General features: G+C 66.7%; 21 protein-coding genes. 12 read left to right on the top strand and 9 right to left on the bottom strand.

Annotated elements, in window-relative coordinates:
- Positions 1–76: 76 nt before the first annotated feature.
- Both F468_RS0111510 and F468_RS0111515 read left to right on the top strand, forming a co-directional pair.
- Positions 77–1024: a sodium-dependent bicarbonate transport family permease gene (locus F468_RS0111510; protein ID WP_018138871.1), complete on the top strand. Its 948-nt coding sequence runs from the start codon at positions 77–79 to the stop codon at positions 1022–1024.
- A 4-nt stretch (positions 1025–1028) separates the two neighbouring features.
- Positions 1029–1319 carry a hypothetical protein gene (locus F468_RS0111515; protein WP_018995220.1) on the top strand — a complete coding sequence of 97 codons (291 nt, stop codon included), beginning with the start codon at positions 1029–1031 and terminating at the stop codon, positions 1317–1319.
- Here the strand turns inward: F468_RS0111515 and thpR are convergent.
- From thpR to dksA, 6 genes are all read right to left on the bottom strand, one after another.
- On the bottom strand, positions 1309–1830 hold the full coding sequence (gene thpR / locus F468_RS0111520) for an RNA 2',3'-cyclic phosphodiesterase (RefSeq protein ID WP_018995221.1): 522 nt from the start codon (positions 1828–1830) through the stop codon (positions 1309–1311). The two genes, F468_RS0111515 and thpR, sit on opposite strands and share 11 nt — an antisense overlap.
- A gap of 29 nt (positions 1831–1859) precedes the next feature.
- Positions 1860–3173 carry a sigma-54 dependent transcriptional regulator gene (locus F468_RS0111525; RefSeq protein WP_018995222.1) on the bottom strand — a complete coding sequence of 438 codons (1314 nt, stop codon included), beginning with the start codon at positions 3171–3173 and terminating at the stop codon, positions 1860–1862.
- Positions 3170–6115, bottom strand: a complete 2946-nt coding sequence (locus tag F468_RS0111530) for a sensor histidine kinase (protein ID WP_018995223.1) — start codon at positions 6113–6115, stop codon at positions 3170–3172. Before F468_RS0111530 ends, F468_RS0111525 begins: the two co-directional genes overlap by 4 nt.
- Positions 6105–6302 carry a hypothetical protein gene (locus F468_RS14535; protein ID WP_155997849.1) on the bottom strand — a complete coding sequence of 66 codons (198 nt, stop codon included), beginning with the start codon at positions 6300–6302 and terminating at the stop codon, positions 6105–6107. The genes F468_RS0111530 and F468_RS14535 overlap by 11 nt, the downstream gene beginning before the upstream one ends.
- Before the next feature lie 68 nt (positions 6303–6370).
- The gene (gene gluQRS / locus F468_RS0111540) at positions 6371–7312 is read right to left on the bottom strand and encodes a tRNA glutamyl-Q(34) synthetase GluQRS (RefSeq protein ID WP_018995225.1); all 942 of its coding nucleotides are present in this window, start codon (positions 7310–7312) and stop codon (positions 6371–6373) included.
- Positions 7313–7641: 329 nt separating this feature from the next.
- On the bottom strand, positions 7642–8094 hold the full coding sequence (dksA, locus tag F468_RS0111545; protein WP_018138864.1) for an RNA polymerase-binding protein DksA: 453 nt from the start codon (positions 8092–8094) through the stop codon (positions 7642–7644).
- Positions 8095–8234: 140 nt separating this feature from the next.
- On the opposite strand from dksA, the gene F468_RS0111550 reads away from it, so the two are divergent.
- Positions 8235–9011, top strand: a complete 777-nt coding sequence (locus tag F468_RS0111550; RefSeq protein ID WP_018995226.1) for an HAD family hydrolase — start codon at positions 8235–8237, stop codon at positions 9009–9011.
- A gap of 17 nt (positions 9012–9028) precedes the next feature.
- On the opposite strand, the gene cydC is transcribed toward F468_RS0111550, so the two are convergent.
- From cydC to F468_RS0111565, 3 genes are all read right to left on the bottom strand, one after another.
- On the bottom strand, positions 9029–10735 hold the full coding sequence (gene cydC, locus F468_RS0111555) for a thiol reductant ABC exporter subunit CydC (RefSeq protein ID WP_018995227.1): 1707 nt from the start codon (positions 10733–10735) through the stop codon (positions 9029–9031).
- On the bottom strand, positions 10728–12398 hold the full coding sequence (cydD, locus tag F468_RS0111560) for a thiol reductant ABC exporter subunit CydD (RefSeq protein WP_018995228.1): 1671 nt from the start codon (positions 12396–12398) through the stop codon (positions 10728–10730). The genes cydC and cydD overlap by 8 nt, the downstream gene beginning before the upstream one ends.
- A gap of 376 nt (positions 12399–12774) precedes the next feature.
- The gene (locus F468_RS0111565; RefSeq protein WP_018138860.1) at positions 12775–14166 is read right to left on the bottom strand and encodes an FAD-dependent oxidoreductase; all 1392 of its coding nucleotides are present in this window, start codon (positions 14164–14166) and stop codon (positions 12775–12777) included.
- Positions 14167–14528: 362 nt separating this feature from the next.
- Between F468_RS0111565 and F468_RS0111570 the strand changes: the two genes are divergently transcribed.
- The 9 genes from F468_RS0111570 (at position 14529) to F468_RS0111610 (ending at position 26169) form a co-directional block, all read left to right on the top strand.
- Positions 14529–15935: a cytochrome ubiquinol oxidase subunit I gene (locus F468_RS0111570; RefSeq protein WP_018138859.1), complete on the top strand. Its 1407-nt coding sequence runs from the start codon at positions 14529–14531 to the stop codon at positions 15933–15935.
- A gap of 3 nt (positions 15936–15938) precedes the next feature.
- Complete coding sequence (gene cydB / locus F468_RS0111575) at positions 15939–16943, top strand: cytochrome d ubiquinol oxidase subunit II (RefSeq protein ID WP_018995229.1); 1005 nt, start codon at positions 15939–15941, stop codon at positions 16941–16943.
- A gap of 115 nt (positions 16944–17058) precedes the next feature.
- Positions 17059–18441: a sigma-54-dependent Fis family transcriptional regulator gene (locus tag F468_RS0111580; protein WP_018138857.1), complete on the top strand. Its 1383-nt coding sequence runs from the start codon at positions 17059–17061 to the stop codon at positions 18439–18441.
- Between the two features lie 237 nt (positions 18442–18678).
- On the top strand, positions 18679–19335 hold the full coding sequence (locus F468_RS0111585; protein WP_018138856.1) for a hypothetical protein: 657 nt from the start codon (positions 18679–18681) through the stop codon (positions 19333–19335).
- 180 nt (positions 19336–19515) lie between these two features.
- Complete coding sequence (locus F468_RS0111590) at positions 19516–20142, top strand: peroxiredoxin (RefSeq protein ID WP_018138855.1); 627 nt, start codon at positions 19516–19518, stop codon at positions 20140–20142.
- A 289-nt stretch (positions 20143–20431) separates the two neighbouring features.
- Positions 20432–21106, top strand: a complete 675-nt coding sequence (locus F468_RS0111595; protein WP_018138854.1) for a type 1 glutamine amidotransferase domain-containing protein — start codon at positions 20432–20434, stop codon at positions 21104–21106.
- Positions 21107–21209: 103 nt separating this feature from the next.
- Complete coding sequence (locus F468_RS0111600; protein WP_018138853.1) at positions 21210–21944, top strand: TetR/AcrR family transcriptional regulator; 735 nt, start codon at positions 21210–21212, stop codon at positions 21942–21944.
- The gene (locus tag F468_RS0111605; protein WP_018995230.1) at positions 21941–23053 is read left to right on the top strand and encodes an efflux RND transporter periplasmic adaptor subunit; all 1113 of its coding nucleotides are present in this window, start codon (positions 21941–21943) and stop codon (positions 23051–23053) included. Before F468_RS0111600 ends, F468_RS0111605 begins: the two co-directional genes overlap by 4 nt.
- Positions 23054–23067: 14 nt before the next feature.
- Positions 23068–26169 (top strand): efflux RND transporter permease subunit, encoded by a 3102-nt coding sequence (locus F468_RS0111610; protein ID WP_018995231.1) that lies wholly within the window; start codon positions 23068–23070, stop codon positions 26167–26169.
- The last annotated feature ends 297 nt before the right edge of the window (positions 26170–26466 follow it).

Below are 26466 nucleotides of genomic sequence, written 5' to 3' on the forward strand. Positions count from 1 at the left end.
CGGATCGATGCACATTGATTCGAGTTTGCCCTACGATATTCCGGGTGCTGCAGTGCAGTAACGGAGACGGGTTGAAATGGCTTTTGATCCGGTAGTTCTGTTCTTCCTGCTCGGGGCGATTGCCGGGCTGGCCAAGTCGGACCTCAAGATCCCGATGGCGATCTACGAGGCACTGTCGATTTACCTGCTGCTGGCCATCGGGTTGCATGGTGGCGTGAAGCTGGCGGAAAGCGAGCTGGTGCCGCTCATCCTGCCCGGCCTTGCAGTGCTGACGGTCGGGGCCCTGATCCCGCTGCTGGCGTTCCCGGTGCTGCGCTGGCTGGGGCATATGCCGCGCGCGGATTCGGCCTCTATCGCCGCGCACTACGGCTCGGTCAGTGTGGTGACGTTCTCGGTGGCGGTCGCCTTTCTCGCGGCCCGCGGGATCGACTACGAGGGCCACATGGTGGTTTTCCTGGTGCTGCTGGAGATGCCGGCACTGGTGATCGGCATCCTGCTGGCACGTATGGGCACGAAGGGACCGGTGCAATGGGGCAAGACCATGCACGAGGTCTTTTTCGGCAAGAGCATCTTCCTGCTCGCCGGCGGGCTGGTGATTGGCTTCGTGGCCGGTCCCGAACTGATGGACCCGCTGGAGCCGATGTTCTTCGATCTGTTCAAGGGCGTGCTGGCGCTGTTCCTGCTGGAGATGGGGCTGGTCGCCTCGAGCCGGATCGCCGAGGTACGCCAGTACGGGCTTTTCCTGGTGGTGTTCGCGATCGTGATGCCGGTGGTCTCGGCGATCCTCGGGATCCTGCTGGGCTGGGGCCTGGGCATGAGCCTGGGTGGTACGCTGCTGCTGGCTACCCTGTACGCGAGTGCGTCCTACATCGCCGCGCCGGCGGCGATGCGCATCGCGGTACCCAAGGCCAACCCCGCGCTGTCGATCGGTGCCTCGCTGGGGGTCACCTTCCCGTTCAATATCTTCCTGGGCGTCCCGCTGTACTTCTGGATGACCCAGTGGCTCTATTCGCTGGGAGGCTAGAGCGATGCAATCGGAGGAGATGCTGCTGTTGACGGTGGTGGCCGAGGCCATCCTGGAGGACATCCTGATCGAGGAGGTGCGCCGCCAGGGTGCGGCCGGCTACACCGTGTCCGACACCCGCGGCTGGGGCAAGCATGGCAAGCGCCGGGGCAACTGGCGTCAGGGCGGGAATATCAAGCTGGAGGTGGTCGGCTCCCCCGATCTGTGCGACCGCATCGCCGCAGAGCTTAAGGAGCAGTACGAGGCCGACTATGGCCTGTTGATGTTTACCTCTCCGGTCACGCTCAAGAACTGAGGCGGACCCGCGCGAGGACCTTGTAGGGGCCGGGGTTGCCACCCTGTCCGGATTCGATCAGCACGACCTCCGTGGCGTTCCAGTGGATCACGTGCTCGGGGGTGTCGCGTTCGGGCGGGCGCGCGAAGCGGCGCAGGGTCATGTGAGGCCGGAACGGGTGATCCTCCGGCTTGGCGCCGCAGGCCCGGGCGAGGTCGCGCGCCCGCGCCGCGAGTGTGTCGAGCGCGGCCGGTGCCTCCGAGGGCCCGATCCAGCTGACGCGTGCCCGCTCGAAATGCCCCAGCCGGTCCAGCGTGAGCGGGAAGGCCTCCTGCTCCAGCGTACCGATCTCTTGGGCGATGCAGTCGGCCTGGGTGGCGGAAATGGTGCCGGCAAAGGCCAGCGTCAGGTGCAGGTGGGCCCTGGGGACGGACCGGCCTGGACCGTTCAGTCGTTTCGCCTCGTTATTCAGCATCTCGCGCGTGGCTTGGTCGGGCCACAGCGCAAGGAACACGCGGCGTGCATCGCTCAAGGCGTCTCTCCTCGACCGGGTCGAGTCGGTCAGGGGCGGGGCAGGTTCTCGCGCTGGCGGCGTTCCCACAGGGTCTTGCGGCTGATGCCCAGGGCACGCGCGAGTTCGGTCTCGGTCATCTGGTCCTGATTCTGCTGCACGAAGCGGCGAAAGTAGTCATTGAGGCTCGAGCCTTCGGGGGTCGTGTCGCCATTGCCTGCAGCCGGGGCCAGCCCCAGGTGGTCCGGTTCGATCCGGCCGTCCGGGCTTAGCACCCAGCCGCGCTCCAGGGCATTCGCCAGTTCGCGCACGTTGCCCGGCCAGTCGTGGGACTCGAGCGTTTGCTGCGCGGCCTGGGTGAGTTCGGCGGGTCCTCCGCCGTTCCCTGCCAGATCGGCGAGGAAATGCCGGGCCAGTGCCGGGATATCCTCGCGCCGTTCGCGCAGCGGCGGGATGGACAGCTCCAGTACGCGCAGGCGGTAGTACAGATCGGCACGAAAGGCCTGCTCGCCGATCATCGCCTCCAGGTCGCGATGCGTGGCCGCCAGCAGGCGGACATCGACCTTCAGGTTTTCGTTGGCGCCCACCGGGCGGATCTCGCCGTCCTGCAGCACGCGCAGCAGCCGCGCCTGCGCGGCCGGGGCCAGTTCGCCGATCTCGTCCAGGAACAGCGTGCCGCCGTGGGCGGCCTGGATCAGGCCGGTGCGCGCCTTGACGGCGCCGGTATAGGCGCCCTGGGCATGGCCGAACAGCTCGGCCTCGACCAGACCTTCGGGGATGGTTGCGCAGTTGACCGCGATAAACGGTCCGGCTGCCCGCGAGCTGAGCCGATGCAGGGCCCGCGCAACGAGTTCTTTGCCCGTGCCCGACTCGCCGCGCAGCAGTACGGTGGACTGGGTGGTCGCGACCCGGTGGATCTGGTCGCGCAGGCGTTGCATGGCCACGCTGTCGCCTATCAGGCCCAGGCCATCAGCGTCAGAATCGCGGTCGCTACCCGCCGTTGTTGCGACCGGGCCCCCGGCCCGCAGTGCGGCGCGCAGGGTGAGCAACAGGGCATCGTGATCGAATGGCTTGGCGATATAGTCAGCCGCGCCTTCCTTCATCGCGGTGACGGCCGATGGGACCGAGGCATAGCTGGTCATGATCACGGTGGGTGTCTGGCCGGCCTCCGCGAGGAGCTCGATGCCCTCGCCGTCGGGCAGGCGCAGATCCACCAGCATCAGGTCCGGCAGTTCCTCCTGCAGGGCGGCGCGGGCGCTCGCCAGGTCTTCGGCCAGGCGCACCTGGAAGCCGTGATGCTCCAGGAACCGGCGTACGGCACGCCGGATCGGGGCTTCGTCGTCAACCAGAAGGATGCGCGTCATGCGTGGTCGCCATCGGGGTTGTGTCGCGGCAGGATCAGGATAAAACGCGCCCCGCCGTCCGGGCGGTTCGCGGCCATCAGGGTACCACCGTGGTCGCGCACAATGCTGTAGGCGACCGGCAGGCCGAGCCCGGTGCCGTGGCCGGCGGGCTTCGTGGTGAAGAACGGCTCGAACAGTCGCTCCAGGCTGGATTCCTCGATACCGGGCCCGCGGTCGTCGATGATCAGGTGGATATTGCGACCGCGAGCGCTGGCGCTGATCGCTACCGTCGCATTCTCGGGCGAGGCCTGTTCGGCATTGGTCAGCAGGTTGATGAACACCTGCAGCAGGGTCGCGTGCGAGCCGCGCAGATAGAGCCCTTCGAGGCCGTCCAGCTCGAAGCGCAGGTCCTTGCGCCCGGCAAGGCGAGTGAGGCGAATCGCCTCATGGACGATGGCATCCAGCGCGATGGTCTCGAAATGCCCGGCGGAGGGGCCCTCGTCGGCATGGGCGAAGGTGACCAGCGACTGCACGATCGCATTGATGCGCCGCGTCTGCGCGAGGATATCCTCGGCGGTGCCCCGCACCTCCTCGGGGTCCTCCTCCAGCGGGAGGTTCTGCGCCAGCGAGGCGATGCCCGTCAGCGGGTTGCCGATCTCGTGCGCGACCCCGGCGGCAAAACGCCCGATCGAGGCCAGGCGATCGCCGTGGGCGATTTCGGACTCCAGCTGGGCGCGCTCGGTGATGTCCTCGATCAGGACGATGCGACCCTCCAGCCGGCCGTGCTCGTCCTGGAGCGCGGACTTGTGGAGGTTCAGCCGCCGGTTGCCATCGGGCAGGTCGACATTGAGCTTGTACCACTGTCGATCCGGGCTTTCGATAAAGGCGGTCAGCAGCCCCGCCCAGGGGCTTTCGAGCTGCTGCAGATTGCATCCGATGGCCTGGTCGGTGCTGATCGCCGTCAGTTTGGCCAGGGCCTGGTTCCAGCCGGTGATCTCGCCGGAAGTGCCAAGGCTTGCCACTCCCAGCGGTAGCTCGTGAAGAATCTGGCGGTGGAAGCGGCGCAGGGCGTCCAGCTCGGCCGCCAGACCCGACAGGGGCAGGGCGCGCGTCTCGAGTTGCTCTTCCACCCGGCGCAGGCTCTCGCTCAGAGTGTGGCGCCCGGCGGCGTCGAGACGCAGGTGCTGGTCGACGATCATGCGGGCGAGCACCGGGCCCAGCAGGCCCGAAAGGTTGCGCTCGATGCGCTCGCGCAGCGTGCGCAGGTCGCCGCGCGAACGGGTGTGGCGCGGCAGGCCGAGATCGTCGAGGGCCCGCTGGACCTCGTGACGGGCAGCGCTGGCACCGAGCGTGGCGGCCAGTGCGGTCTCCATCTCGGCGACATCGCCGGCCAGCGGCAGGCCGCCGCCGGTCCCGGCCGATTCGTTGGGGCAGCAGGCGCGCCCGGCCTCGGTCTCCTCGCGGTTGGGGCGGGTCAGCAGCGAGCCGAGCACAAACAGCACGGCATTGATGCCGAGGCTGCACATCAGGGCGAAGGTCCACGGGTCCAGGGCCTCGGCCCGAAGCATTCCCTGTGGGTCCGGGTAGCCAGCAACGATCCCCGCCTTGGCCATCAGCGGCAGCACCAGCGTCAACAGCCAGCCGGCGATGCCCGCACAGAGTCCCAGCAGGAAGCCGACGCGGTTGGCCTGTTTCCACAGCATCAGCCCGATCAGCCCCGGTAGCAGTTGGGCCACGGCGGCAAACGAGATCAGGCCCAGCTGGGCCAGGCCTTCGACCACCTGCAGCAGGCCGTAGAACGCGTAGCCCAGACCGATGATGAACACGATCCACAGGCGTCGACCCCAGAGGAGCCGGGAATAGAGGTTGGCGGCGGCGCTGTCCTCGTCGTGCAGGCGCGTCAGTGGCGACAGGTAGTTGGTCCCCATGTGGGCCAGGGCCAGCGTGGTCACGATCATCATTGCGCTGGCGGCCGAGAGACCACCAATGAACACCAGCAAGGCCAGCGAGGGCGAGTCGACCATGCCGGCGATGCCGATTGCGTAGTAGTTGGTGTCGATGCCGAGCTCGGCCGCCTCTCCGGCCCAGTAGAGCACCGGCATCGGCAGGTTCAGCAGGAGCAGGAAGGCGGGAAAGGCCCAGGCAGCCCGGTTGAGCGCCGCCGGGTTGATGTTCTCGGTAAAGAGCATGTGGAACTGGCGCGGCAGCAGGAAGGCGGCGGCAAACGCCAGGATCATCATCGCGAACCAGCCGCCCTCGCGTACCGGCGCGTACAGCGCATCCACGGCCTCGGGATTCTCGGTCAGCCAGGTGTCCAGGCCGGAAAACCCGCCGAAGACGGCGTACAGCGCGACTGCGGTGATGCCGAGGATCGCCACCAGCTTCACGATGGACTCGAACGCGATGGCCAGCACCAGGCCGGCGTGTTTCTCGCGCGGTGCGATATGGCGGGCGCCGAACAGGATCGCGAACAACGCGATGGTGGCGCTGAAGGTCAGGGCCAGCAGGTGCGGTGGCGTCTCGGCCGTCAGGACGCCGGCGGATTCCGCGACCGCCTTGATCTGCAGCGCGATGTACGGGAGTACCCCGGCCAGCATGAATAGCGCGACGATGGGGCCGGTCCAGCGGCTGCGATAGCGAAACGCGAACAGATCCGCCAGGGATGTGAGCTGCTGCTCGCGGGTCAGGCGCAGGATCGGGCGCAGCAGCCACGGGGTAGCGGCGAAGGCCAGCGTCACGCCCAGGTAGATCGTCAGGTACAGGTAGCCATGGTCCGCGAGGAAGCCGAGGTTGCCGTAGAAGGTCCAGGACGTGGCATAGACGCCGAGCGACAGGCTGAATACCCAGCCGTTGGCCGCGATGCGCCCGACGCGCGGAACGCGATCGGCCAGGAAGGCGATCCCGAACAACAGCGCCAGATAGGCCACGCCGACGGCGTAGATCAGGCCCAGGCTAAGGGTCACGGCGACCCCCGGCAAAGACAACGGCAACCAGGACGATGAATGTCGCCCAGCCAGCGAATGGCCACCACCAGGCCGGCGTCAGGTGCGCGACCCAGATGACCAGTGGGCTGAGGAACAGCAAGGCGCCCAGCAGGGCGACGAGGATTGCGCGTGAAGACTGCAAGGTCAGCGCCCCGGATTGCGCCAATGCGGCCTGCGACGGGGCGCAGGCCGTGGCGCGAATGTAGGGGTGGGCTGGAACAGCATGGCCGCAGTCTACCCTGCGTGATTGGGGACGGGCACGCCGGTGGCTAGTGGCAAGCGGGTCGCCAGGGGGCGCTCGGTCAGACGGTCCAGTGCCTCGGCCAGCTGGGTGGCGGGACGGTCGGGATGATCGTGATCGCTGGGTGTCAGTCCGATCCAGGTCAGCACCGAGGCGAGCTGGGCGCGTGTGGTGTCCTCGCGCAGAGCCGCGGCGCCTGTCGCCTTGGACAGCTTCTGGCCACCCGCGCCGATCAGCACGGGGTGGTGCGCGTAACGCGGCCAGGGCGTGGTCAACGATTGATACAGCTGCATCTGACGGGGAGTGGAGCCCAGCAGATCGACTCCGCGCACCACGTCGGTCACGCCCAACCCGAGATCATCCACGACGGTGGCCAGCTGGTAGGCGAACAGGCCATCCGCGCGGCGGATGACGAAGTCGCTGCCGAGGGCCTCGAGGTCGAAGGCGACGGGGCCCAGGAAACGGTCTTCCACGTCCCAGTGTGACTGCGCCGCACGGGCACGGAAGGCCCGCGGCGGGTGTCCGGCCGGCGGACCCTGACGACAAGTTCCGGGGTAGATCGGGCCTTCCCAGCCCGGTTTGCCGTTGTGAGCAAGGTCGCGCCGGGTGCAGGCGCAGCCAAAGGCGAGGTCCCGGGCTAGCAAGTGCTCAAGCGCGGCCTGGTATGTCGGGGTGCGGTTGCTCTGGCGGGTGGGCGGGCCGTCCCAGTCCAGGGCGAAGGCCTCGAGTGCCGAAAGGATCGCGGACTCCGCGCCCGTCTGGACGCGCGGGGTGTCGATGTCGTCGATACGCAGGTGCCAACGGCCGTGGTGACTGCGGGCGTCCAGCCACGAGATAACGGCGGCGAACAGGGAACCCGCATGCAGCGGGCCGGAGGGGGTAGGGGCAAAGCGCCCCACATAGGGGGCGCCTTGATTCGAGCTGGCGGTAGTCATGGCACAGCCATCCTGCCGCCGGATGACCTGCTAGGGAGACGCTGATTTAATCGCACGTCCGCGTTGGTGTCCCCTGTTTTCCGAGACAAGGCGCGTCGTACAGCGGGTAGTGGTTCTACCCGCCCGTTTTTGATGAATGCGGGGCGCAACGCAGGATCGGGGAACAGGGGGCACCAACCCCGCAAGCCATTGAAAGCAGGGGCTCGGCCGCTTTTGCGTGGGAACGGCGTTGCGGTTCCCTTGTGCAGAATGACTGCACGGCAGTCACCGCGCCTTGTTCCCACGCAAAAGCGACTCGAGCGCGGACGTGCGATTAAATCAGCGTCTCCCTAGGCCATCTGCTTTTCCTTGATCTCCGCCAGCTGCTTGCAGTCGATGCACATCGTGGCGGTCGGGCGTGCCTCGAGGCGGCGGATGCCGATCTCGACGCCGCAGGTCTCGCAGTAGCCGTAGTCCCCGGTGTCGATCTTGCGCAGGGCCTCGTCGATCTTCTTCGACAGCTTGCGCTCGCGATCGCGGGCACGCAGCTCCAGGCCAAACTCCTCTTCCTGGGTCGCGCGGTCGGCCGGGTCCGCGAAGTTCGCGGCGTCCTGACGCATGTGGCCCACGGTACGGTCGACCTCTTCGGCCAGCTCCTGGCGCCATGCCCGCAGCAGGCTGCGGAAATGATCGAGCTGATCCGGATTCATGTACTCTTCGCCGGACTTCGGCTCGTAGGGCGCGATGCCTCCGGCAACCATGTGCTTGGTGGAGGGGTGGTCCTGATTCTTGTCAGCAGCCATGCGGGCATTCTCTCCGGCTGGAAAAATAAGGCGCACTTAGTATCAGAGACAGCCCGGCTGGGCAAGTCCCGTGCCAGTATTTTTTGTGTGGGGCCCGGAGCGAATCCCACTTTATCAGCCACATATCCAGAGGAACCCGGATGCAGGAACTGAAGGCCTTGATCTTCGATGTCGACGGCACACTGGCCGATACCGAGCGCGACGGGCATCGCGTCGCATTCAACCAGGCGTTTGCCGAGGCCGGGCTGGACTGGGAGTGGAGCGTCGAGCGCTACGGACAGTTGTTGCGCGTGACGGGTGGCAAGGAACGCATCCGCCAGTACCTCTCGGAGGATCATCCCGACATCCTGGACGAGCCCGAAATCGATCAGCGCATCCGGGACCTGCATGCGGCCAAGACAAGGCACTACGTGGCGCTGCTGGAGACCGGCGCGATCCCGCTGCGGCCGGGGGTCGAACGTCTGCTCGACGAGGCGTCGGCGGCAGGACTGCGCCTGGCGATCGCTACCACCACGACGCCCGAGAACGTCACCGCGCTGCTGGAAGCGACCCTGGGTGAAGAGGGCCCGTATCGCTTCGAGGTGATCTCTGCCGGTGACGTCGTCCCGGAGAAAAAGCCCGCCCCGGATATCTTCCAGCACGCCCTGGAGGCGATGGATCTGCCGCCACAGGCCTGCTTGGCCCTCGAGGACTCGGACAACGGCGTGCGCGCAGCCCGGGGGGCGGGGCTGAATGTGGTGGTCACGACGAACGACTACACGCGCGAGCAGGACTTCACCGGCGCCCTGGTTGTCCTGGATGGATTTGGCGAGCCGCAGTGTCCGGCAACGGTGTTCCGGGGGCCGGATTTGCCGGGCCCCTGTGTCGATGTTGCCGCGCTCCGCGAGTGGGCCGCGGCAGCGCAAGGCGGGCGTTGAGCCCGGTCCGTGTTTCCCTAAGCAGTAGTAACCGAATCAGAACCCGTCCGGGGCAGCGCGGGGCGCGGTAGCAGCAGACGTGTCCAGTCCGGCGGCAGCGCGTCCGGGGCATGGGTCACGAGGATGCATTGGCGCCGAGCCAGCCAGGGCCGGAGGCGCTGCAGGATCCGCTGGATGGTGGCGGCATCGAGACCGGAAAAGGGTTCGTCCAGCAGCACGATCGGGCGGTTCTGCAGGAGTATGGCGGCGAGCGCCAGGCGCTGACGCTGGCCACCGGACAGGTGCTGCCCGCCCTCGCCGATGCGGGCGTCCAGTCCATCCGCATCGGCGCCAACCCGGTCGGCCAGGTCGACCTGCCGAAGCGCATCCCACAGGGCCTCGTCCTGGTGGTCGTCATGCGGACCGGGCGCGAGGATGTTGCGGATGCGGGTGTCCGGCAGGTGCGGGGTCTGCGGCAGATAGCTGATCCGGGCATAGCGGGCATCGACCGACAGGGCCTCGATGGGTGTTGACCCGATCCGGACCGACCCGGCCAGGGGCGCCTGTTCGCCGGCGAGGGTGTCCAGCAGGGTGCTCTTGCCGTGTCCGCTCGGGGCGGTCACGACCAGCGGCGTCCCGGGTTCGGGTGCCAGGTCCAGCGGTGCCGACAGCGGGCGGCCGGCCTCGAATCCCGTCACCAGGCCCTGCGCGGACAGGCGCGGGTGTTCTTGCCGATCACCCCCTTCGGGCAAATCGGCCGGGAGGGGCTTCCGCGCGACCACATGACGTATGCGGCGCGCGGCGGCCAGGCTCTCGCCGGCCCGCCACCAGGCGCCCGGCAGGCTGCCCAGGACCTCGCCCAGGCCCAGGGTCATCAGGGGCAGCAGGACCGCCACAGGTGCTGAAATCAGCCCCTGCGTGTACCAGTGCAGGGCCAGCAGGAGCATCAGCAGTGCCGAGACGGCGACCACCGCCTGCACCACGGGCTCGGTCAGTGTGCCCACCGACTCCTGTCGGGTCAGTCGCCGGGCATGGTCGCGGTTCTGCCGCGCCAGCCCCTGTTCGGTATCGCCCGCCCGCTGGAAGGCGATCAGTTCGGCCAGGCCCCCGATGTAGTCGGCCAGGGCGATACGCTCATGAGCCCGGGCGCGTACCAACTGGCGGCTGTCACCTTGCCCGACCCATGCGAGCAGCAGCGAGACCAGCATGGTCAGGGTGCCGGCCACCAGCAGGAGCGCCGCCGCCGGCCATGGCGCCAGCCAGAATGCAATGACCAGTGTGACCAGCAGGCTCAGCAGAGCGGCGATGATCGGGCCCGCGACCCGCAGCGGCATCGCGTCCAGGGTGTCGATGTCCCCGGTCAGCCGGGTCTGCAGGTCGCCGCTGCGATAGGCGCGGACCCAGCCGGCGGGACGGGCCGCCAGGCCCCGGAAGGTCCGGCCCCGCAGGTCGGCGAGGCTGCGCAGCACCGCCTCGTGGCTGACCAGCCGCTCGGAATAGCGCGCAAGCGTGCGCGCGATCGCCGCGGTTCGGATGCCGCCCGAGGGGACGTAGACGTCGAGGGTGGCCAGCAGGCCGGCCCCGGCCAGGGCTGTGGCCGTAATGAACCAGCCGGACAGCGCCAGCAGCACGATCCCGGCGACCCAGGTCAGGGCCAGCAGGGCCCAGGCGCCCCAGTACCACAGCCGGCGTTGCCGGAAGACCGCGTGCAGGAAGCGCAGATCCCGGAAGCCGTCCCTACGCATCCCGATCCCCCACGAGATTCACGGTCCGCTGGCAACGGGCCTGCACCGTCGTGTGGTGCGTGGCCACGACCAGCGTGAGCCCATGTTCCCGGGCCAGCCCGAACAGGGTGTCCAGCAATGCATGTTCGGTGTCTGCGTCGAGTGCGCTGGTGGGCTCGTCCAGCAGCCATAGCCGGTAGCCGGAGAGCAGGCCGCGGGCAAGGGCGACACGCTGGGCCTGGCCGCCGGAGAGGCCGCGGCGCTGCTCGCCAATCGCCGTATCCAGGCCGTCCGGCAGCTCCGCCGCCGTCAGCGGCAGGCCGGCCTGCGCCAGCGCCGAGCCCATCTCCTCATCGGAGAGGGGCTCGCGGCGGGCCAGCTGCAGGTTCTCGCGCAGGGTCCCGTGGAACAGGTGGGCCTGTTGTCCGATCCACACGAACGATTGCGCATCACCATGGCGCCGTACGCGTCCCTCGTCCGGTTGCAGGAACCCCGCACACAGGGCGAGCAGGGTGGATTTTCCCGCGCCACTGGGCCCGGTGATCGCGATGGATTCGCCGGGCTCGACGGTCAGCGTGGTCCGGGGCAGGGCGAGTGCGTCCTGGCCGGGATAGCGCAGGCTGACGGCTTCCAGTGCGAGCATCGCGCCGGTCGGGTCGGTCTCGGGCGGCTCGATGGCCGGAGCGGCGCTGGCGGCGGGGTGTTCGGCGGGCGCGGTCAGCGGGGCCAGAGCCTCGGCCGCCGCGAGCGCACCGGCGCGGTCGTGATAGCTCTGTGCGAACTGCCGCAGCGGCAGGAAGTATTCCGGCGCCAGCAGCAGCACGAACAGACCGGTGAACAGCGTCAGCTCCGCGGCCGGGCCGTAGTCCAGCGCCCCGAACAGGGCAAAGCCGACATAGATCGCGACCATGCCGATGGCCACGGCGCTGAAGAACTCCATCACGGCCGAGGACAGGAAGGCCACCCGCAGCGTACGCATGGTAAGTCGGCGCTGATGGTGGCTGCGCTCCACCACCTCGGACTGGGTGGCCTCGATTGCGCGTGCCCGGCGCAGCCAGTCGAGGGCGCGGATGCGGTCCAGGAAGTGCCCGGCGAGACGGTCCTGCTCGGCCTGCTGCTGGCGATGGATCTGTTCGGCCCCCATGCCGACGATAGCCATGAAGGCCGGAATCAGCGGGGCCGCGAACAGCAGCAGCAGGCCGGCCAGCCAGTCCAGCCAGAACACCGTGATCAGGATCGCCAGCGGGATCAGGATGACCGCCTGCAGCGCGGGCAGGTAACGCGCGTAGTAGCCGGTCAGGTCCTCGCCGCGGGCCTGGAAGCGTTCGATCCATTCGCCGGTGGTGGCCTGTGCCGCGAGCCGCGCCGGACCGGCCTCGCGGGCGCGATGCAGCAGCTCGCCGCGCAGGCGGCCCTTGACCGCGTGGGCCAGCCGCTGGCCGGCCAGGTCACGCAGTCCCTGTGCGCTGTAGCGCAGCACGATCAGTACGAGCCCGGCCGCCAGCACCGCTGCCCAGTCCAGGCGCTCGGGCGCGAACAGGGCCTGGTACACGGCCTGGGCGATGATGCCGGCCACGCCGATCGTCGCGCCGGCCGCGATCAGGGAGCCGGCCGCGGACAGCCACAGCCAGCGGCGATGGGGGCGGGCACGCTGGCGCAGCCACTCCCTGGCGGTAGCATTCATCGCGTGCGGACGACGGGCATCCGGGCTCGACGCAGCGCGAGCGGACCGATTGGGCGTGTGGACATCAGTCAGGCTCCTAGGGAAACACTGATTAATGTACACGCTCGCGCTCGAGTCGCTTTTGCGTGCGAACAAGGCGCGGTGACTGCCGTGCAGTCACTCTGCACAAGGGAACCGCAACGCCGTGCGCAGGCAAAAGCGACTCGAGCCCCTGCATTCAATGGCTTGTGGGGTTGGTACCCCAGGTTCCCCGATCCTGCGTTGCGGCCCGCATTAGTCAAAAACGGGCCGGTAGAACGACTACCGGCTGCGCACCGCGCCTTGTCTCGGAAAACCTGGGGTACCAACGCGAGCGTGTACATTGATCAGTGTTTCCCTAGCGCAGGTAGCGCCCGCGCAGCATGTTGAAGTACAGCGGCTTGATCATGTGCACCTTCAGACGCCACCACATCCAGCTGGGTTCGCCCTGATCGATGAAGCCGAAGGTCGGGACCTCCTGCAGGCTGTAGTCGAACTCCACCAGGGCGGCCTTGCCGACCTCGGTGATCAGCGGGCAGGAGGTGTAGCCGTCGAACTCGCGCGATGGCTCGCGATCCTGCAGTACATCCACCAGGTTGTCCGGCATCACCGCGCCGTGGGAGCGCACGGTGGAGGCGGTCTTGCCGATCGCGGTGGCGACCACATCGCCGGCGCCGAAGATGTTCGGATAGCGGGTGTGCTGGAGGGTGCGATCATCCACCGCCAGCCAGCCGCCATCGGCCAGCGCGCCATCCTCCACGGCAAGCCCGGCCTCGCGCACGAACCCGTGGGCCCGCATCGGCGGCGTCACATGGAGGTAGTCGTAGTCGACCGTCTCCTCGTTGCCGTTCGTCCCGCGGAAGGTGGCCTGCCGGGCGTCGATATCGACCGCGGCGAGAAACCCATCCTCGTTCACGGCGATGTCACGCTCGGCATACAGGTCGCGCACCATCGTGTCGAAGCGCGCGACGCTGAACAGGCGGTCTGCCCCGGTGTGGTAGTGGAACTCCGCATCTCCGCGCTGGCCGGCGCTCTGCAGCAGGCTCTCGGCGATGAAGGTGGCCTTGATCGGGGCGCCGGCACACTTGATCGGCGTCCCCGGGATGGTGAAGCGGGCCACGCCGCCGCGCTCGCCAAAGGTGCGTACCTGTTCGTAGGCATCGCGCGCGGCCTCGGCGCTGGCGTAGATGCTGGTCAGGCCCGGGCGGCCGATGTCCTCGCGGCGCAGGCCGTCGATGGCCTCGAAGTCCAGGTGCAGGCCGGTTGCGACCACCAGGAAGTCGTAGTCCAGGTGGTCGCCATCGACCGTCTCCACCCGCTGCGACTCCGGGTCGATCGCGGCGACGGCGGAACGCACCCAGTCCACCCCGCGCGGGATATAGCGCTCGTTGCGCCGCTGGACCTCGCCGACCGAATAGACGCCCGCCGCTACCAGGGTCCAGCCGGGCTGGTAGTCGTGGATCTCGCTCGGTTCCACCACGGTAATACGGGCGCCATCGAGCAGGGCGCGCAGGCGGGCGGCCATGGTCAGGCCGGCGGCGCCTCCACCCAGCACGACGATGCGTGCCCGTGTCGAGACCGCGGCCTGAGCCGGGGCGGCCTGTACGCCGGTCGCCGAGGCCAGGCCGGCCGCGCCGGCGATCTTCAGGAAGTCGCGGCGGGACAGGCCGCTGCGGTCCATGGCGGCAGCCAGGGCCTCGGTCGACTGCTGCTGGCGGCTGCGATTTTCGCGCTGTTCGGGCTGGGACATGCTGGATCTCCGTCGTCCGGCACCGCGGTTCCTGCGGTGCACTCTTGTTATGAAAGGCGGGCGTCTGACGCGCCCTGCTTGCCGTTTTCTTACAAGTTGCGTGCCAGATCGCAGAGCCCGCTCGCGCCTGCCGCTGGCGGCGGGTTGTGCCACGACAGGACTGCCACAAATGGCAGTTGTGGGGTTTTTGCTGCCATGAATGGCAGTCACAGCGGCGCTGTGGCGAGCGGGTGCGGGCGGTTGTCTTCGAGGCCGGTTGCCGCCTGCCGGGCCCGCGAGCGGGAGGCGGGCTTGCTGGCACGGTACTTGTAAGGACGCGGTAGCTGCGTCCGGACGGCGCACCCTGACAATGGAGGAACGCCATGGAGCTCGACCCCATACTGCTATCACGAATCCAGTTTGCATTCGTGGTCTCGTTTCACGCCATCTTCCCGGTCTTTACCATCGGGCTGGCGTCGTTCATCGCCTTCCTGGAGTTTCGCGCCTGGAAGACCGGCGATGCGATCTACACCCAGATCTCGAAGTTCTGGATCAAGATCTTCGCGGTCGTGTTCGGGATGGGGGTGGTCTCCGGGCTGGTGATGTCGTTCCAGTTCGGGACCAACTGGAGTGCGTTCTCCTATGCGACCGCCAACTTCCTCGGGCCGGTGCTCTCCTACGAGGTGCTGACGGCCTTCTTCCTCGAGGCGGCCTTCCTGGGCGTGCTGCTGTTCGGCCGTGACCGGGTACCGCAGGGCGTACATCTGTTCGCGGCGCTGATGGTGGCGCTGGGTACCTTCATTTCCTCGTTCTGGATCCTGGTCGCCAACAGCTGGATGCAGACCCCGGTGGGCTTCGAGCTGCAGGACGGTGTCTTCCACGTGACCTCCTGGATCACCGCGATCTTCAACCCGAGCTTCTGGCCGCGCTTCTTCCATATGGGCCTGGCCTCGCTGCTGACCGCGGGTTTCGTGGTCGCCGGCGTCTCGGCCTGGTACCTGCTGCGCCAGCGCGATGTGCTGGTCAACCGCAAGGCACTGGGTACCACCATGTGGGTGCTGCTGCTGGCGGCGCCGGCCCAGCTGGTGGTGGGTGACATCCATGGCCTGAATACCTTTGAACATCAGCCGACCAAGGTCGCGGCGATGGAGGGCGTCTGGGAGACCGAACGCGGGGCACCGCTGCTGCTGTTCGCGATCCCGGATTCGGCCAATGAGACCAACCACTTCGAGATCGGTATCCCGAAGATGGCCAGTTTCATCCTGACCCACGAGCTGGATGGCGAGGTCCCCGGCCTGCTGGAGGTACCCGCCGAGGAACGCCCGCCGGTGGGGATCACCTTCTGGTCGTTCCGCATCATGGTCGCGATCGGGATGGTGATGATCCTGTTCGTGCTGGCCGGTGCCTGGCTGCGCTTCCGGCGCCGCATGTTCGCCTCGCCGCGTTTCCTGCGGGGTCTGACCTGGATGATCCCGGCCCCGTTCATCGCGGTGGTCGCCGGCTGGTTCGTGACCGAGACCGGGCGCGCACCCTGGCTGGTCTACGGCGTGATGACCCATGCCGAGGGCATCACTCCGGCGCTGACGGGAGGCATGGCCCTGTTCACGCTGATCGGCTACGTGCTGGTCTACGCCGCCGTGTTCACGGCTGGCGTCTACTACCTGGTGCGTATCGTGCAGAAGGGACCGGAGACCACCGAGGTCCGGCAGGCCCCGGCCCACGCGAAGCGGCCCTGGTCCGCGGCCGATACCTCGATCGACGACGCCGCTACCGGCGCTGCAAGGAGCTGATCCATGGAAACCACGCTTGATATCACGCTGATCTGGGTGGTCATCATTGCCGTCGGCATCATCGCCTACGTGCTGATGGACGGGTTCGATCTGGGGGTCGGGATCCTGTTCCCGTTCGCCCCGGGCGAGACCTCGCGCGATGTGATGATGAACTCGGTCGCCCCGGTCTGGGACGGCAACGAGACCTGGCTGATCCTCGGCGGGGCGGGGCTGCTGGCGGCCTTCCCGCTGGTGTACTCGGTGTTCCTGCCGGCCCTGTATATCGGCGTCTTCCTGATGCTGGCGGGGCTGATCTTCCGCGGGGTGGCCTTCGAGTTCCGGTTCAAGGCCAATACCTCCAAGGGGTTGTGGAACGTGGCCTTTGCCGCGGGGTCGGCGGTGGCGGCGTTTGCCCAAGGGGCCGTGGTGGGCGCCTACATCCAGGGCTTCGAGATGGAGGGTCTGAGCTTTGCCGGCGGGCCGCTGGACTGGCTGACGCCGTTCACCGTGCTGACCGGTATCGGTCTGCTGGCGGGCTATGCGCTGCTGGGCGCGACCTGGCTGATCGTCAAGACCGATGGCGAGACCCAGGCCTTTGCCTATCGCGTGGTGCCTGGCCTGCTGGCCCTGGTCCTGGTGGTGTTCGCGGTGGTGAGCCTGATCACGCCGTTCATCGACCCGAAGGTGATGGAACGCTGGATGGGCACCTGGCAGTACCTGTGGGTCCTGCCGGCGCTGGCCCTGTTGTCCGCCTGGATACTGATCCGGGCGGTGCGGCGGCGTGACGAGGGGATCCCGTTCGTAGCGACGATCGCCCTGTTCATTACGACCTATCTGGGGCTTCTGGTCAGCAAGTGGCCGTATGTGGTGCCGCCGGACCACACCTTCTGGGATGCGGCGTCGTCCCCGGATGCACAGTTGTTTATCCTGGTCGGGGCGCTGTTCGTGATCCCCATCATCCTGGGGTACACGGCCTGGACGTACTGGGTCTTCCGCGGCAAGGTGACGCCCGAGACCGGGTACCACTAAGCGGGATCCGTAGAGACCGGCCGTGATGCCACTGAACGTACCTCGGTTGAGCGTGTCTATTGGGCAGAGTCATCGGAGGACCACCGCCGCGGCGCCTCCCCTGGATACCTGGCCCATGCGAGAAGACGTGACGATTAGCCGACTGGCGATTCCGTGTGGCAACGAGACGGACCTCTCGGCGATGCGACAGATGATGGAGGCCTTTCGCGAGCCCTCCATCCTGTTGTCGCCCGATTACCGGATCCTGGCCGCGAATACGGCCTACCAGAGGGTCTACGGCACGGATGCCGATGGCTCTTCCCGGGCCTGCTATGAGGCCTCGCACGGCTATCAGCGTCCGTGCGACGAGGCCGGGGAAGCCTGTCCGCTCCAGGCTGCGCTCGCCAGCCGCCGCCGGGAACGTGTCCTGCATGTGCATCACACGGCGCAGGGCCGCGAGCACGTGGACGTCGAGCTGACTCCGATCCTGGGGGCGGAGGGGGCTGTTCGCTATTTCGTCGAGCGCCTCCATCATCTGCCCGTATCCAGCCCGCAGAACGGGGCCACCGGGCTGGTCGGGCGTTCGCGGGCGTTCAATACCATGCTGGGCTTGATCAGTCGCGTGGCACCCAGCAATGCCTCGGCGCTGCTGCTGGGTGAGTCCGGTACCGGCAAGGAGTTGATCGCCCGGGCGATCCACGAAGAGAGCCCGCGCCGCGACAAGCCGTTTGTCGCGGTTGAGTGCTCCGGACTGACCGAGACCTTGTTCGAGAGCGAGTTGTTCGGCCACGAGAAGGGGGCCTTCACGGGTGCGGCCTCGGCCAAGGTCGGGCTGGTCGAGGCCGCGTCCGGCGGCACGCTGTTCCTGGACGAGGTGGGCGATATCCCATTGGGCCAGCAGGTGAAGCTGCTGCGCCTGCTGGAGACGCACGCCTACCGCCGGGTCGGCGGAATCGAGTCTCGGAGTGCGGATTTTCGACTGGTTTGTGCCACCCACCGGGATCTGGAGGCGATGGTGCGGGCCGGCGAGTTTCGCGAAGACCTGTTCTACCGGATCAATACCTTCCCCATCGAGGTGCCGCCGCTGCGCCAGCGCAGCGGCGATATCCCGCTGCTCGTCGAGGCCATGCTGGATCGCTCCGAGCTGGTGCCGCGTCCGACGATGGAGGACGACGCGATCCGGGTTTTGGAGGGATATGCCTTCCCCGGCAACGTGCGTGAACTGCGCAACATCCTGGAACGCGCGGCCCTGCTGGCGGATGGCGGTCCGATTCGGCCGGAGCACCTGCCAGGCCCGGTGCGCCAGCAGGCCACGCGCGCCGAATCGGGTGCGGCCGGAGAAGGTTACGCGGAGTTGGTCCATCCGCGGGAACTGCGTCCGCTGGATCAGATCGAGCGCGAGTATCTGCGTCACGCCCTGGCGGTACACCAGGGTGATCGGCGGAGCCTCGCGCGCCGGCTGGGCCTGAGCGAGCGCAGCCTGTACCGGCGCTTGCGGGAACTGGATCGAGACGGCTGATCCGGCGGCCCCAGGTACGGGTTCTGACGGGCCGCCTGCGGCGAGTGTTCCCGTCTGCGCAGTATGCCGCGGTCGGAGAAACCTGAATCGCGCGTGGTGCTGCAGGGTCCCAGGAGCTGCATAGCCACAACTCCCGAACACCAGAAGGGCCGCGCCCGCCCGGCCGGCCGATGGTGATGTGATGCCCCAGGCATCAGAAATACCGAATATTCCCAACCACCAACACGAGGTGAACTGATGAAAAAGACGACCATTGCACTGTCTCTCTCGGCTGCGCTGCTGGCCGCACCGCTCACGGCGGCAGCCGAGTCGCTTTCGTTTGGCGAGGAGCAGACCGTTCGCGCCATGGCGGGCGGCAATGTCGGACAGGCCATTGCGAGCATGATGGAGGCCGAGTCGCTGGCCGTGGTCAACAACCGTTCCGCGATCTGTGGCGCGCTGACCGGCGGTCTCGGGGCCGGGATGCTGGCCGCCAACCCGGAGGCCGGGTTCAGCATCGCGGGCATGGAAGGGCCCGAGGATGCCGCCGACGCAGTAGCGGCGATCGGTGACGCCGAGGTGACCTATCTCGCCTTTGGCGCCGGTGCCAGCCGTGACGACAACGTGGCCCTGGCCCACGCCCTGCTCGGCGAGCTCGCGAAGGCCGAGTGGGACGGCACGTTGATGCTGCATATCTCCACCTGGATGCAGCAGCAGGTACAGGCCGCGGCGGAGATGGACGAGGCGGTTGCCGAATACCTGACCGGGCGCCCGATGGTTGCGCTGATGCCCGATGTGGAGGCCGGCGAGGCAGTGATGCTGCGCGTGTCCTTCGACGGCTCGGAATTTACCACCGAGGAGATGGGGCGCCAGCCGATGCGTGACGACCTGGCCGAGCTCTTTCGCCGCATGTAGTGACGGGTGGGCCGCTCGGGGCGGGGTGCCCTTGTTGCGGCTCGTCTTAGGTGCCGGCTATCGAGGCCTTAGAGAATTAGTAATAGCTAATTCAGTGGGGTCGCGATACCTTGGTTTCCACGGGGAGCCGAGACGGCCCCGAAACTTGCAAACCATTGATTATCAAGAAAGGAGTACATCATGGCACTTCGACTGGGTGATACCGCCCCGAACTTCCAGATTGACACCACCAAGGGCAAGATCGATTTCCACGAGTGGATCGGCGATTCCTGGTGCTTCTTCTTCAGCCATCCGGCCGACTTCACGCCGGTGTGCACCACCGAGATGGGCCGCACTGCCCAGCTCGCGCAGCAGTTCGCGGATCGCAACGTGAAGCCGCTGGGCCTGTCCACGGATACCGTCGACGAGCACAACAAGTGGATCGAGGACGTCAACGACACCCAGAACACCACGCTGGAGTTCCCGATCGTTGCCGACGCCGACAAGAAGATCTCCGAGCTCTACGAGATGATCCACCCGGGCGAGAGCGAGACTGCCGCGGTGCGTTCGGTCTACATTATCGACCCGAACAAGAAGATCCGGCTGATGATGACCTACCCGATGTCGGTGGGCCGCAACTTCGACGAGATCCTGCGCGTGATCGATGCGCTGCAGACCGGAGACCAGCACGGCATCGCTACGCCGGCCGACTGGACCCCGGGCGATCGCGTGATCATCCCGCCGACGGTCAGCAACGAGGATGCGCAGAAGAAGTTCCCGCAGGGCTTCGAGGAGATCCGCTCCTACCTGCGCTACACCCAGGTCTGACCCCGACCTGAAGCCTTGGCGTCCGCCCGGCATTGCCGGTCGGACGTCATTGACCAAGCTGTCAGAGGCCCCATTACGGGGCCTTTCTTGGTTGGGGAGAGTGATACGCGTTCGGTCGACTGTCCCTGCTCCTCGGACCGCTCAGAAAGCTGTCCCGCCAATACCGACAAGACGCAAGGGATCGGCTTCTCGAATTCGGGCCCCGGCCCCTTGATTCCTGTGCGCAGCGGAACCCTGTCCCGGACCACCGAGTCCACGGACATGTATGGATGCAACAGGAGTTCGCGGGATGAGCAAGACGATACTGATGGTGGTGACCAGTCACGGCGAGATCGGCGACGGCCACGCGACCGGCGTGTGGTTTGACGAGTTCTCGGTGCCCTATGACCGCTTCCGCAAGGCCGGTTTCGAGATCAAGGTGGCCAGTCCCAAGGGCGGGCCCGTCCCTCTGGATCCCAAGAGCCTGGAGTCGAATCATCCCGGACCGGCGGCCGTCGCCGCGCAGGAGGCCCTGGACGACACGATCCATCTCGATGAAGGCATGCACCACGATGCCTACGCGGCAATCTTCTTCCCCGGTGGGCACGGCACGATGTTCGATCTGCCGGAGAATCCGCATGTGCAGCGCCTGGTCGGCGAGTTTCTGGAGAACGACAAGGTCGTGGGCGCGGTGTGTCACGGGCCGGCCTGTCTGGTCGGCGCGATGCTGAAAGACGGCAGTCCGGCAGTGAAGGGGCGCAAGGTGGCCGCGTTCACCAACAGCGAAGAGAAGGCGGTACAGCTCGATCAGGCCGTGCCGTTTCTGCTGCAGGACCGCCTGGCCGAACTGGGTGGGGAGGTCGAGACCGCCGAGGACTGGACCGACCATGTCGTGGTGGATGGCAAACTGGTGACGGGGCAGAACCCGCAGTCCAGCAAGAGCGTGGCCGACGCGATCGTGCGCCTACTGCGTGAAGCCGGCTGATTGGGCGCCGATGACAAGCGGACCGGGGCCTTCTGGGCCCCGTTTTTTTGCTTGTTGAGTGAACGAGGTTCAAATCTTGGTTCCGATTCGGTAGTCTGCGCCGATGGGCACCGAGAATCGAAAGCAGCGCGAGCGCGAGGCGCGCGAGACCCTCTTTGTCGAAAAGGCCCACGAGCTGATCCGCTCGGAGGGCCTTTTGGCGTTGCAGATGTCGCGTCTGGCGGCCGCCTGCGAGTACGCGACCGGCACGCTGTACCAGCATTTCAACTCGAAGGAAGATCTGCTGGCGGCCGTCGCGACCCGGGCAACGCGTCAGCGTGCGGAGCTGTTTCGGTGCATTCCTCGGCTGCCGCTGGGAACCCGTTCACGAATGCTGGCGATGGTGCTGGCCGATATCGATTTCGCGCAGGCGAATCCGGACTACTATCGATTGACCCAATTCGTGACGACAGAGGTGGTCTGGGCGAGCACGTCGGAGGCGCGGCGGCAGGAGTTGCTTGATGCGGCTCAACCGATCAGCCAGGCGATCAACGCCATCGTGGCCGAGGCGCGGGCGAACAAGGACCTGCCACCGGCCCAGGAGATGGGCGAGGAAGAGATGGGGCTGGGGCCGTGGGCGCTGAATACCGGGATGCAGGCGCTCGCGAATGCCCAGGGGCTGCTGGATGCCTACGATATCCACCGCCCGTATGAACACTTGATCCGCCATACCCATGCGCTGCTGACCGGCTGGCGCTGGGAGCCGCGAATCGATCCAGACGAACCCTCGGTCGTGCGCGCCGAGACGGAGCGGGTGCGCGCGATCGTGCGCGAGCACATTCCTGAGGCAAATTCATGAGCAAGCGATTCTTCCTGATGCTGCTGGGCGTAGCCCTGGTCCTGGGTGGCATCTTTGGTTTCAAGGCCTTCGTGGATCAGCAGATCGCGGAGTTCTTTGACGAGATGCCGGAGCCGACTGCGACCATCAACGCGGCGACCGTGGAGACCGATCGCTGGGCCCCGCAGCTGCGTGCGGTGGGGGACCTGGAGGCGGTGCAGGGGGCCACGCTGAGTTTCGAGGCACAGGGCATTGTTGACCGCATCCATTTTGCCAATGGGGCCTTCGCCGAGGCGGGCGAGACGCTGGTCGAACTCGACACCGAGCTGGACGAGGCGGAGCTGGAAAGCCTGCGCGCCGAGGCGCAGCTCGCGGCGCGCGAGCTGGAACGGGCGCGGGGCCTGGTGCAGCGCAACGATATTTCCGACTCGGAGTTCCAGCGCCGCGCGACCGAGGCGCAACAGGCCGAGGCGGCGGTCAAGGCACAGGATGCCCGTATTCGCCAGAAGCGTCTGCGGGCGCCCTTTGACGGGCAGCTGGGTATCCGTCAGGTGAACGAGGGCCAGTTTGTCGGCCCGGGCGACCCGATTGTGGTGCTGGAGTCCCTGGACCCGCTGTATGTGAACTTCACGTTGCCCGAACGCCGGTTGGCGAATGTCGAGCTGGGGCAGTCGGTCGAGGTCACCGTCGATGCCTATGGCGAGACCTTCGAGGGACAGATTACCGCGATCGAGCCGCGTGTCCGTGCTGCCTCGCGGATGTTCCGCGTGCAGGCGATGATCACCAACGAGGACCATCGGCTGCGCCCCGGTCAGTTCGCCCGCGTCACGCTGCAGCGTGACGAACCGGAGGAGGGGCTGGTGGTCCCGCAGACGGCCATCCGTTTCGCACCCTGGGGCAACTCGGTGTTCGTGATCTTTGAAGACGATGACGGCGACAAGCGTGTGGAGCAGCGCCTGGTGGAGATCGGTGAGCGACGCGGTGACCTGGTGCGCATCGTGGATGGCCTGGAAGAGGGCGACGAGATTGCGGTCAGCGGTCTGCTGAAGCTCCAGAACGATACCCCCGTGAAGATCACGGAGGATGCCCAGCCCGATGCCGAACGCGATCCGCGGCCGGCGAATCGCTGAGCGGGCCCGCGACGATGCGCTTTACCGATATCTTTATTCAGAAGCCCGTGCTGGCCACTGTGGTCAGCCTGTTCATCCTGCTGTTCGGGGTGCGGGCGGTGTTCGACCTGAACGTGCGCCAGTTCCCCGAGGTGCAGAACGCGGTGGTCACGGTCAGCACCGCCTATATCGGCGCGGATGCGGACCTGGTACAGGGATTCATCACCACGCCGATGGAGCGCGAGATCGCCGAGGCGGAGGGGATCGACTACATCGTGTCCAACAGCCTGCCGGGGATAAGCACGGTGCAGGCGTTCCTGGAGCTGGACTACGATCCGAACCAGGCGCTGACGCAGATCTCCGCCCAGGTGGACAAGATTCGCAGCGATCTGCCATCGGAGGCCGAGGACCCGGTGGTGGATCTCTCCGTGGGTCAGGATGTGGCGGCGATGTACCTGTCGTTCTATTCCGAGCGCCTCTCCAACAATCAGACCACGGACTACCTGATTCGCGAGGTGCAACCGGAGCTGGCCACCGTCAACGGCGTTCAGCGGGCCGAGATCCTCGGCGATCAGAGCTTTGCGATGCGCGCCTGGCTGGACGCCAATCGCATGGCGGCCTATGGCGTAACCGGGCGCGACGTTCGGTCGGCGCTGGAGGGCAACAATGTCCTCTCCGCGGTGGGGCAGACCAAGGGCTCGATGGTGAGCCTGGACCTGACCGCGGATACCGACCTGCAGACCCCGGAGGCGTTCGAGCAGCTGATCCTGTTCGAGCAGGAGGGCGACCTGGTGCGTCTTGGCGATATTGCCGAGGTGGAGCTGGGGTCGGAGAACTACGACACCTCGGTGCGCTTCAACGGTCAGGCGGCGACGTTCATCGGCATCGAGCTGGCGCCGGATGCCAATGCCCTGGAGGTGATCGCGGATGTACGCGAGATCTTCGAGGAGCGCATCGAGCCGCGCCTGCCCTCCGGGCTGGAGGGCGAGATCGTTTATGACTCCACCGAATACATCGAGAGCGCGATCGACGAGGTGTTGACGACCATCGTGCTGGCGCTGCTGATCGTGCTGGTCGTGATTTATCTGTTTCTTGGCTCGTGGCGCAGTGTGCTGATCCCGGCGGTGGCGGTACCGCTGTCCCTGATCGGGACCTTCATGCTGATGCTCCTGATGGGGTTCTCGCTGAACCTGCTGACGCTGCTGGCGATGGTGCTGGCCATCGGCATCGTGGTCGATGACGCGATCATCATGCTGGAGAACATCTCGCGGCATATCGAGGAGGGCATGTCGCGCATGGACGCAGCGATCCAGGGGGCGCGCGAGCTCGCGTGGCCGATTGTCGCGATGTCGACCACGCTGGTGGCGGTCTTCCTGCCGCTGGGGTTCATCGGCGGCCTGACCGGCACGCTCTTCATCGAGTTTGCGTTTACCCTGGCGGCGACGGTCGTGATCTCGGGGATTGTCGCGATCACGCTGTCGCCAATGATGTGTTCGAAAATCCTGCGCGATGGTTCGGTCGAGCGGCGCGGGCGCATCGAGTCGTGGCTGGACGTGCGCTTTGACAGCCTGCGCGAGCGCTATCGCCGACGGCTGCACGGGGCACTGAATGACCGCTTCACCGTCGCCGCCTTCGGCGCCATCGTGCTGGTGTCCTGCTACTTCCTGTTCGTGACTTCGCAGACCGAGCTGGAGCCGCAGGAGGACCAGGGTTTCGCCTTCTCGATCATGGAAGGCGATGCCTACATGGGGATCGATTACCTGGAGCGCAACACCGCGCTGACCGACGGCTTTTTCGACCGCATCCCCGAGCTCGACAACATCTTTATCGTGAACGGCTTTGGCGGCGGACCCGGTATGGCCGGGGCGACCAACCAGGCCCTGGGCGGTTTCGTTATGGCGCCCTGGGATCAGCGTGACCGAACGACTGCCAAGATCCTGGAAGAGGACCTGCAGCCGGCGCTGGAAGGGCTGCCAGGGCTCGAGGTGTTCGCGATCCAGCCGCCGCAGCTGCCGACCCCGGGGCAGGGCGCGCCGGTCAGCGTTGTGTTCGGCTCCACCAGCTCGTTCGAGGAGTTGAACGAGCTGAGTCAGGAGATCAAGGACCGGGCGATGGAGACGGGTCGGTTCATCTTCCTCGATACCGATCTCAACTTCGACCAGCCACGGGTGGATCTGAAGATTGACCGCGAGCGTGCCTCGCAGCTTGGCATCGACATGGCGACGCTGAATGCCGATCTGGCGACGTATCTCTCCGGCGGGTTCGCCGGGCGGTTTGCGATGGAGAACCGCAGTTATCGCGTGATCCCGCAGGTCCAGCGTTCCGACCGCCTGACGCCGGAGCAGCTTGAGGAGCTGTACACGCGCACCGCGGACGGCGAGCCGATACCGTTGTCCAGTATCGTGACGCTGGAAGAGACGGTCACGCCGCGCCAGCTCAACCGCTTCCAGCAGCTGAACGCGGTGACCCTGCAGGGGGTGCCACGGCCCGGCGTCACCCTCGGGGAGGCGCTGGACATCATCGACCGGATTGCCGCCGAGGTGCTGCCGCCCGATGTGAACGTGGACTATGCCGGCGAGTCGCGGCAGCTGAAGGCCGAGGGTGGGGATCTGGTCGTCACGTTCTTCTTCGCGCTGGTCGTGATCTTCCTGGTGCTGGCCGCGCAGTTCGAGTCGTTCCGTGATCCCTTGATCATTCTGACCACGGTGCCGATGTCGATCGCCGGCGCCCTGATCTTCATCAGCCTGGGTGTGACCTCGCTGAACATCTATACACAGGTGGGTCTGCTGACCCTGATCGGGCTGATCGCCAAGCACGGCATCCTGATCGTGGAGTTCGCCAACCAGTTGCAGCGTCAGGGGCGCCCCCTGCGCGATGCGATCGAGGAGGCGGCCAGCCTGCGTCTGCGGCCCATCCTGATGACGACCACGGCGACCGTGGTGGCGATGGTGCCGCTGTTGCTGGCCACCGGTGCTGGTGCCGGCTCGCGCTTCGCAATGGGCCTGGTGATTGCGGCGGGCATGGCGATCGGCACGTTGTTCACGCTCTTCGTGGTCCCGGCCATCTATACCTATGTGGCGCGCGATCACTACGCCGACACGCTAGAGGCGCAGGAGGCCGATGCGGGTCCTGCCTGATCTTCGGTGCGCGCGCCCCGGCAGAGGGGCGCGGGCTCCGATCACGCTGTGGTCTAAAGAGCATGCATTGACTGCGGTCATGGACTACAATCAGCGACCGCATTCCCCGCTGAGGCTGCCGAGCAGGCGCCGGGCGCTGATGCGAACAGAACCCCCATGCCGCTCCGCGCAACTCTGCGGACCGGTCTTTCTATAAACGAAAGTCTATTGGTCGTATCTAGATTATTTATTTGTTATTAGCAGTGCACCTTCCTAATCTAGGCGACCGTCACGATTAACCAACGCGTAGGAGAAAGC

It is taken from the genome of Thioalkalivibrio sp. ALJ2, assembly GCF_000378325.1.
GTDB lineage: Bacteria > Pseudomonadota > Gammaproteobacteria > Ectothiorhodospirales > Ectothiorhodospiraceae > Thioalkalivibrio.

Coding starts and splice junctions, on each gene's coding strand:
- gluQRS (WP_018995225.1), bottom strand. CDS start 7,312: ATGACTACCGCCAGCTCGAATCAAGGCGCCCCCTATGTGGGGCGCTTT.
- F468_RS0111565 (WP_018138860.1), bottom strand. CDS start 14,166: ATGTCCCAGCCCGAACAGCGCGAAAATCGCAGCCGCCAGCAGCAGTCG.
- F468_RS0111585 (WP_018138856.1), top strand. CDS start 18,679: ATGAAAAAGACGACCATTGCACTGTCTCTCTCGGCTGCGCTGCTGGCC.
- F468_RS0111590 (WP_018138855.1), top strand. CDS start 19,516: ATGGCACTTCGACTGGGTGATACCGCCCCGAACTTCCAGATTGACACC.
- F468_RS0111510 (WP_018138871.1), top strand. CDS start 77: ATGGCTTTTGATCCGGTAGTTCTGTTCTTCCTGCTCGGGGCGATTGCC.
- F468_RS0111595 (WP_018138854.1), top strand. CDS start 20,432: ATGAGCAAGACGATACTGATGGTGGTGACCAGTCACGGCGAGATCGGC.
- F468_RS0111600 (WP_018138853.1), top strand. CDS start 21,210: ATGGGCACCGAGAATCGAAAGCAGCGCGAGCGCGAGGCGCGCGAGACC.
- F468_RS0111525 (WP_018995222.1), bottom strand. CDS start 3,173: ATGACGCGCATCCTTCTGGTTGACGACGAAGCCCCGATCCGGCGTGCC.
- dksA (WP_018138864.1), bottom strand. CDS start 8,094: ATGGCTGCTGACAAGAATCAGGACCACCCCTCCACCAAGCACATGGTT.
- F468_RS0111550 (WP_018995226.1), top strand. CDS start 8,235: ATGCAGGAACTGAAGGCCTTGATCTTCGATGTCGACGGCACACTGGCC.
- F468_RS0111610 (WP_018995231.1), top strand. CDS start 23,068: ATGCGCTTTACCGATATCTTTATTCAGAAGCCCGTGCTGGCCACTGTG.
- F468_RS0111605 (WP_018995230.1), top strand. CDS start 21,941: ATGAGCAAGCGATTCTTCCTGATGCTGCTGGGCGTAGCCCTGGTCCTG.
- cydB (WP_018995229.1), top strand. CDS start 15,939: ATGGAAACCACGCTTGATATCACGCTGATCTGGGTGGTCATCATTGCC.
- F468_RS0111580 (WP_018138857.1), top strand. CDS start 17,059: ATGCGAGAAGACGTGACGATTAGCCGACTGGCGATTCCGTGTGGCAAC.
- F468_RS0111570 (WP_018138859.1), top strand. CDS start 14,529: ATGGAGCTCGACCCCATACTGCTATCACGAATCCAGTTTGCATTCGTG.
- cydC (WP_018995227.1), bottom strand. CDS start 10,735: ATGCGTAGGGACGGCTTCCGGGATCTGCGCTTCCTGCACGCGGTCTTC.
- F468_RS0111515 (WP_018995220.1), top strand. CDS start 1,029: ATGCAATCGGAGGAGATGCTGCTGTTGACGGTGGTGGCCGAGGCCATC.
- cydD (WP_018995228.1), bottom strand. CDS start 12,398: ATGAATGCTACCGCCAGGGAGTGGCTGCGCCAGCGTGCCCGCCCCCAT.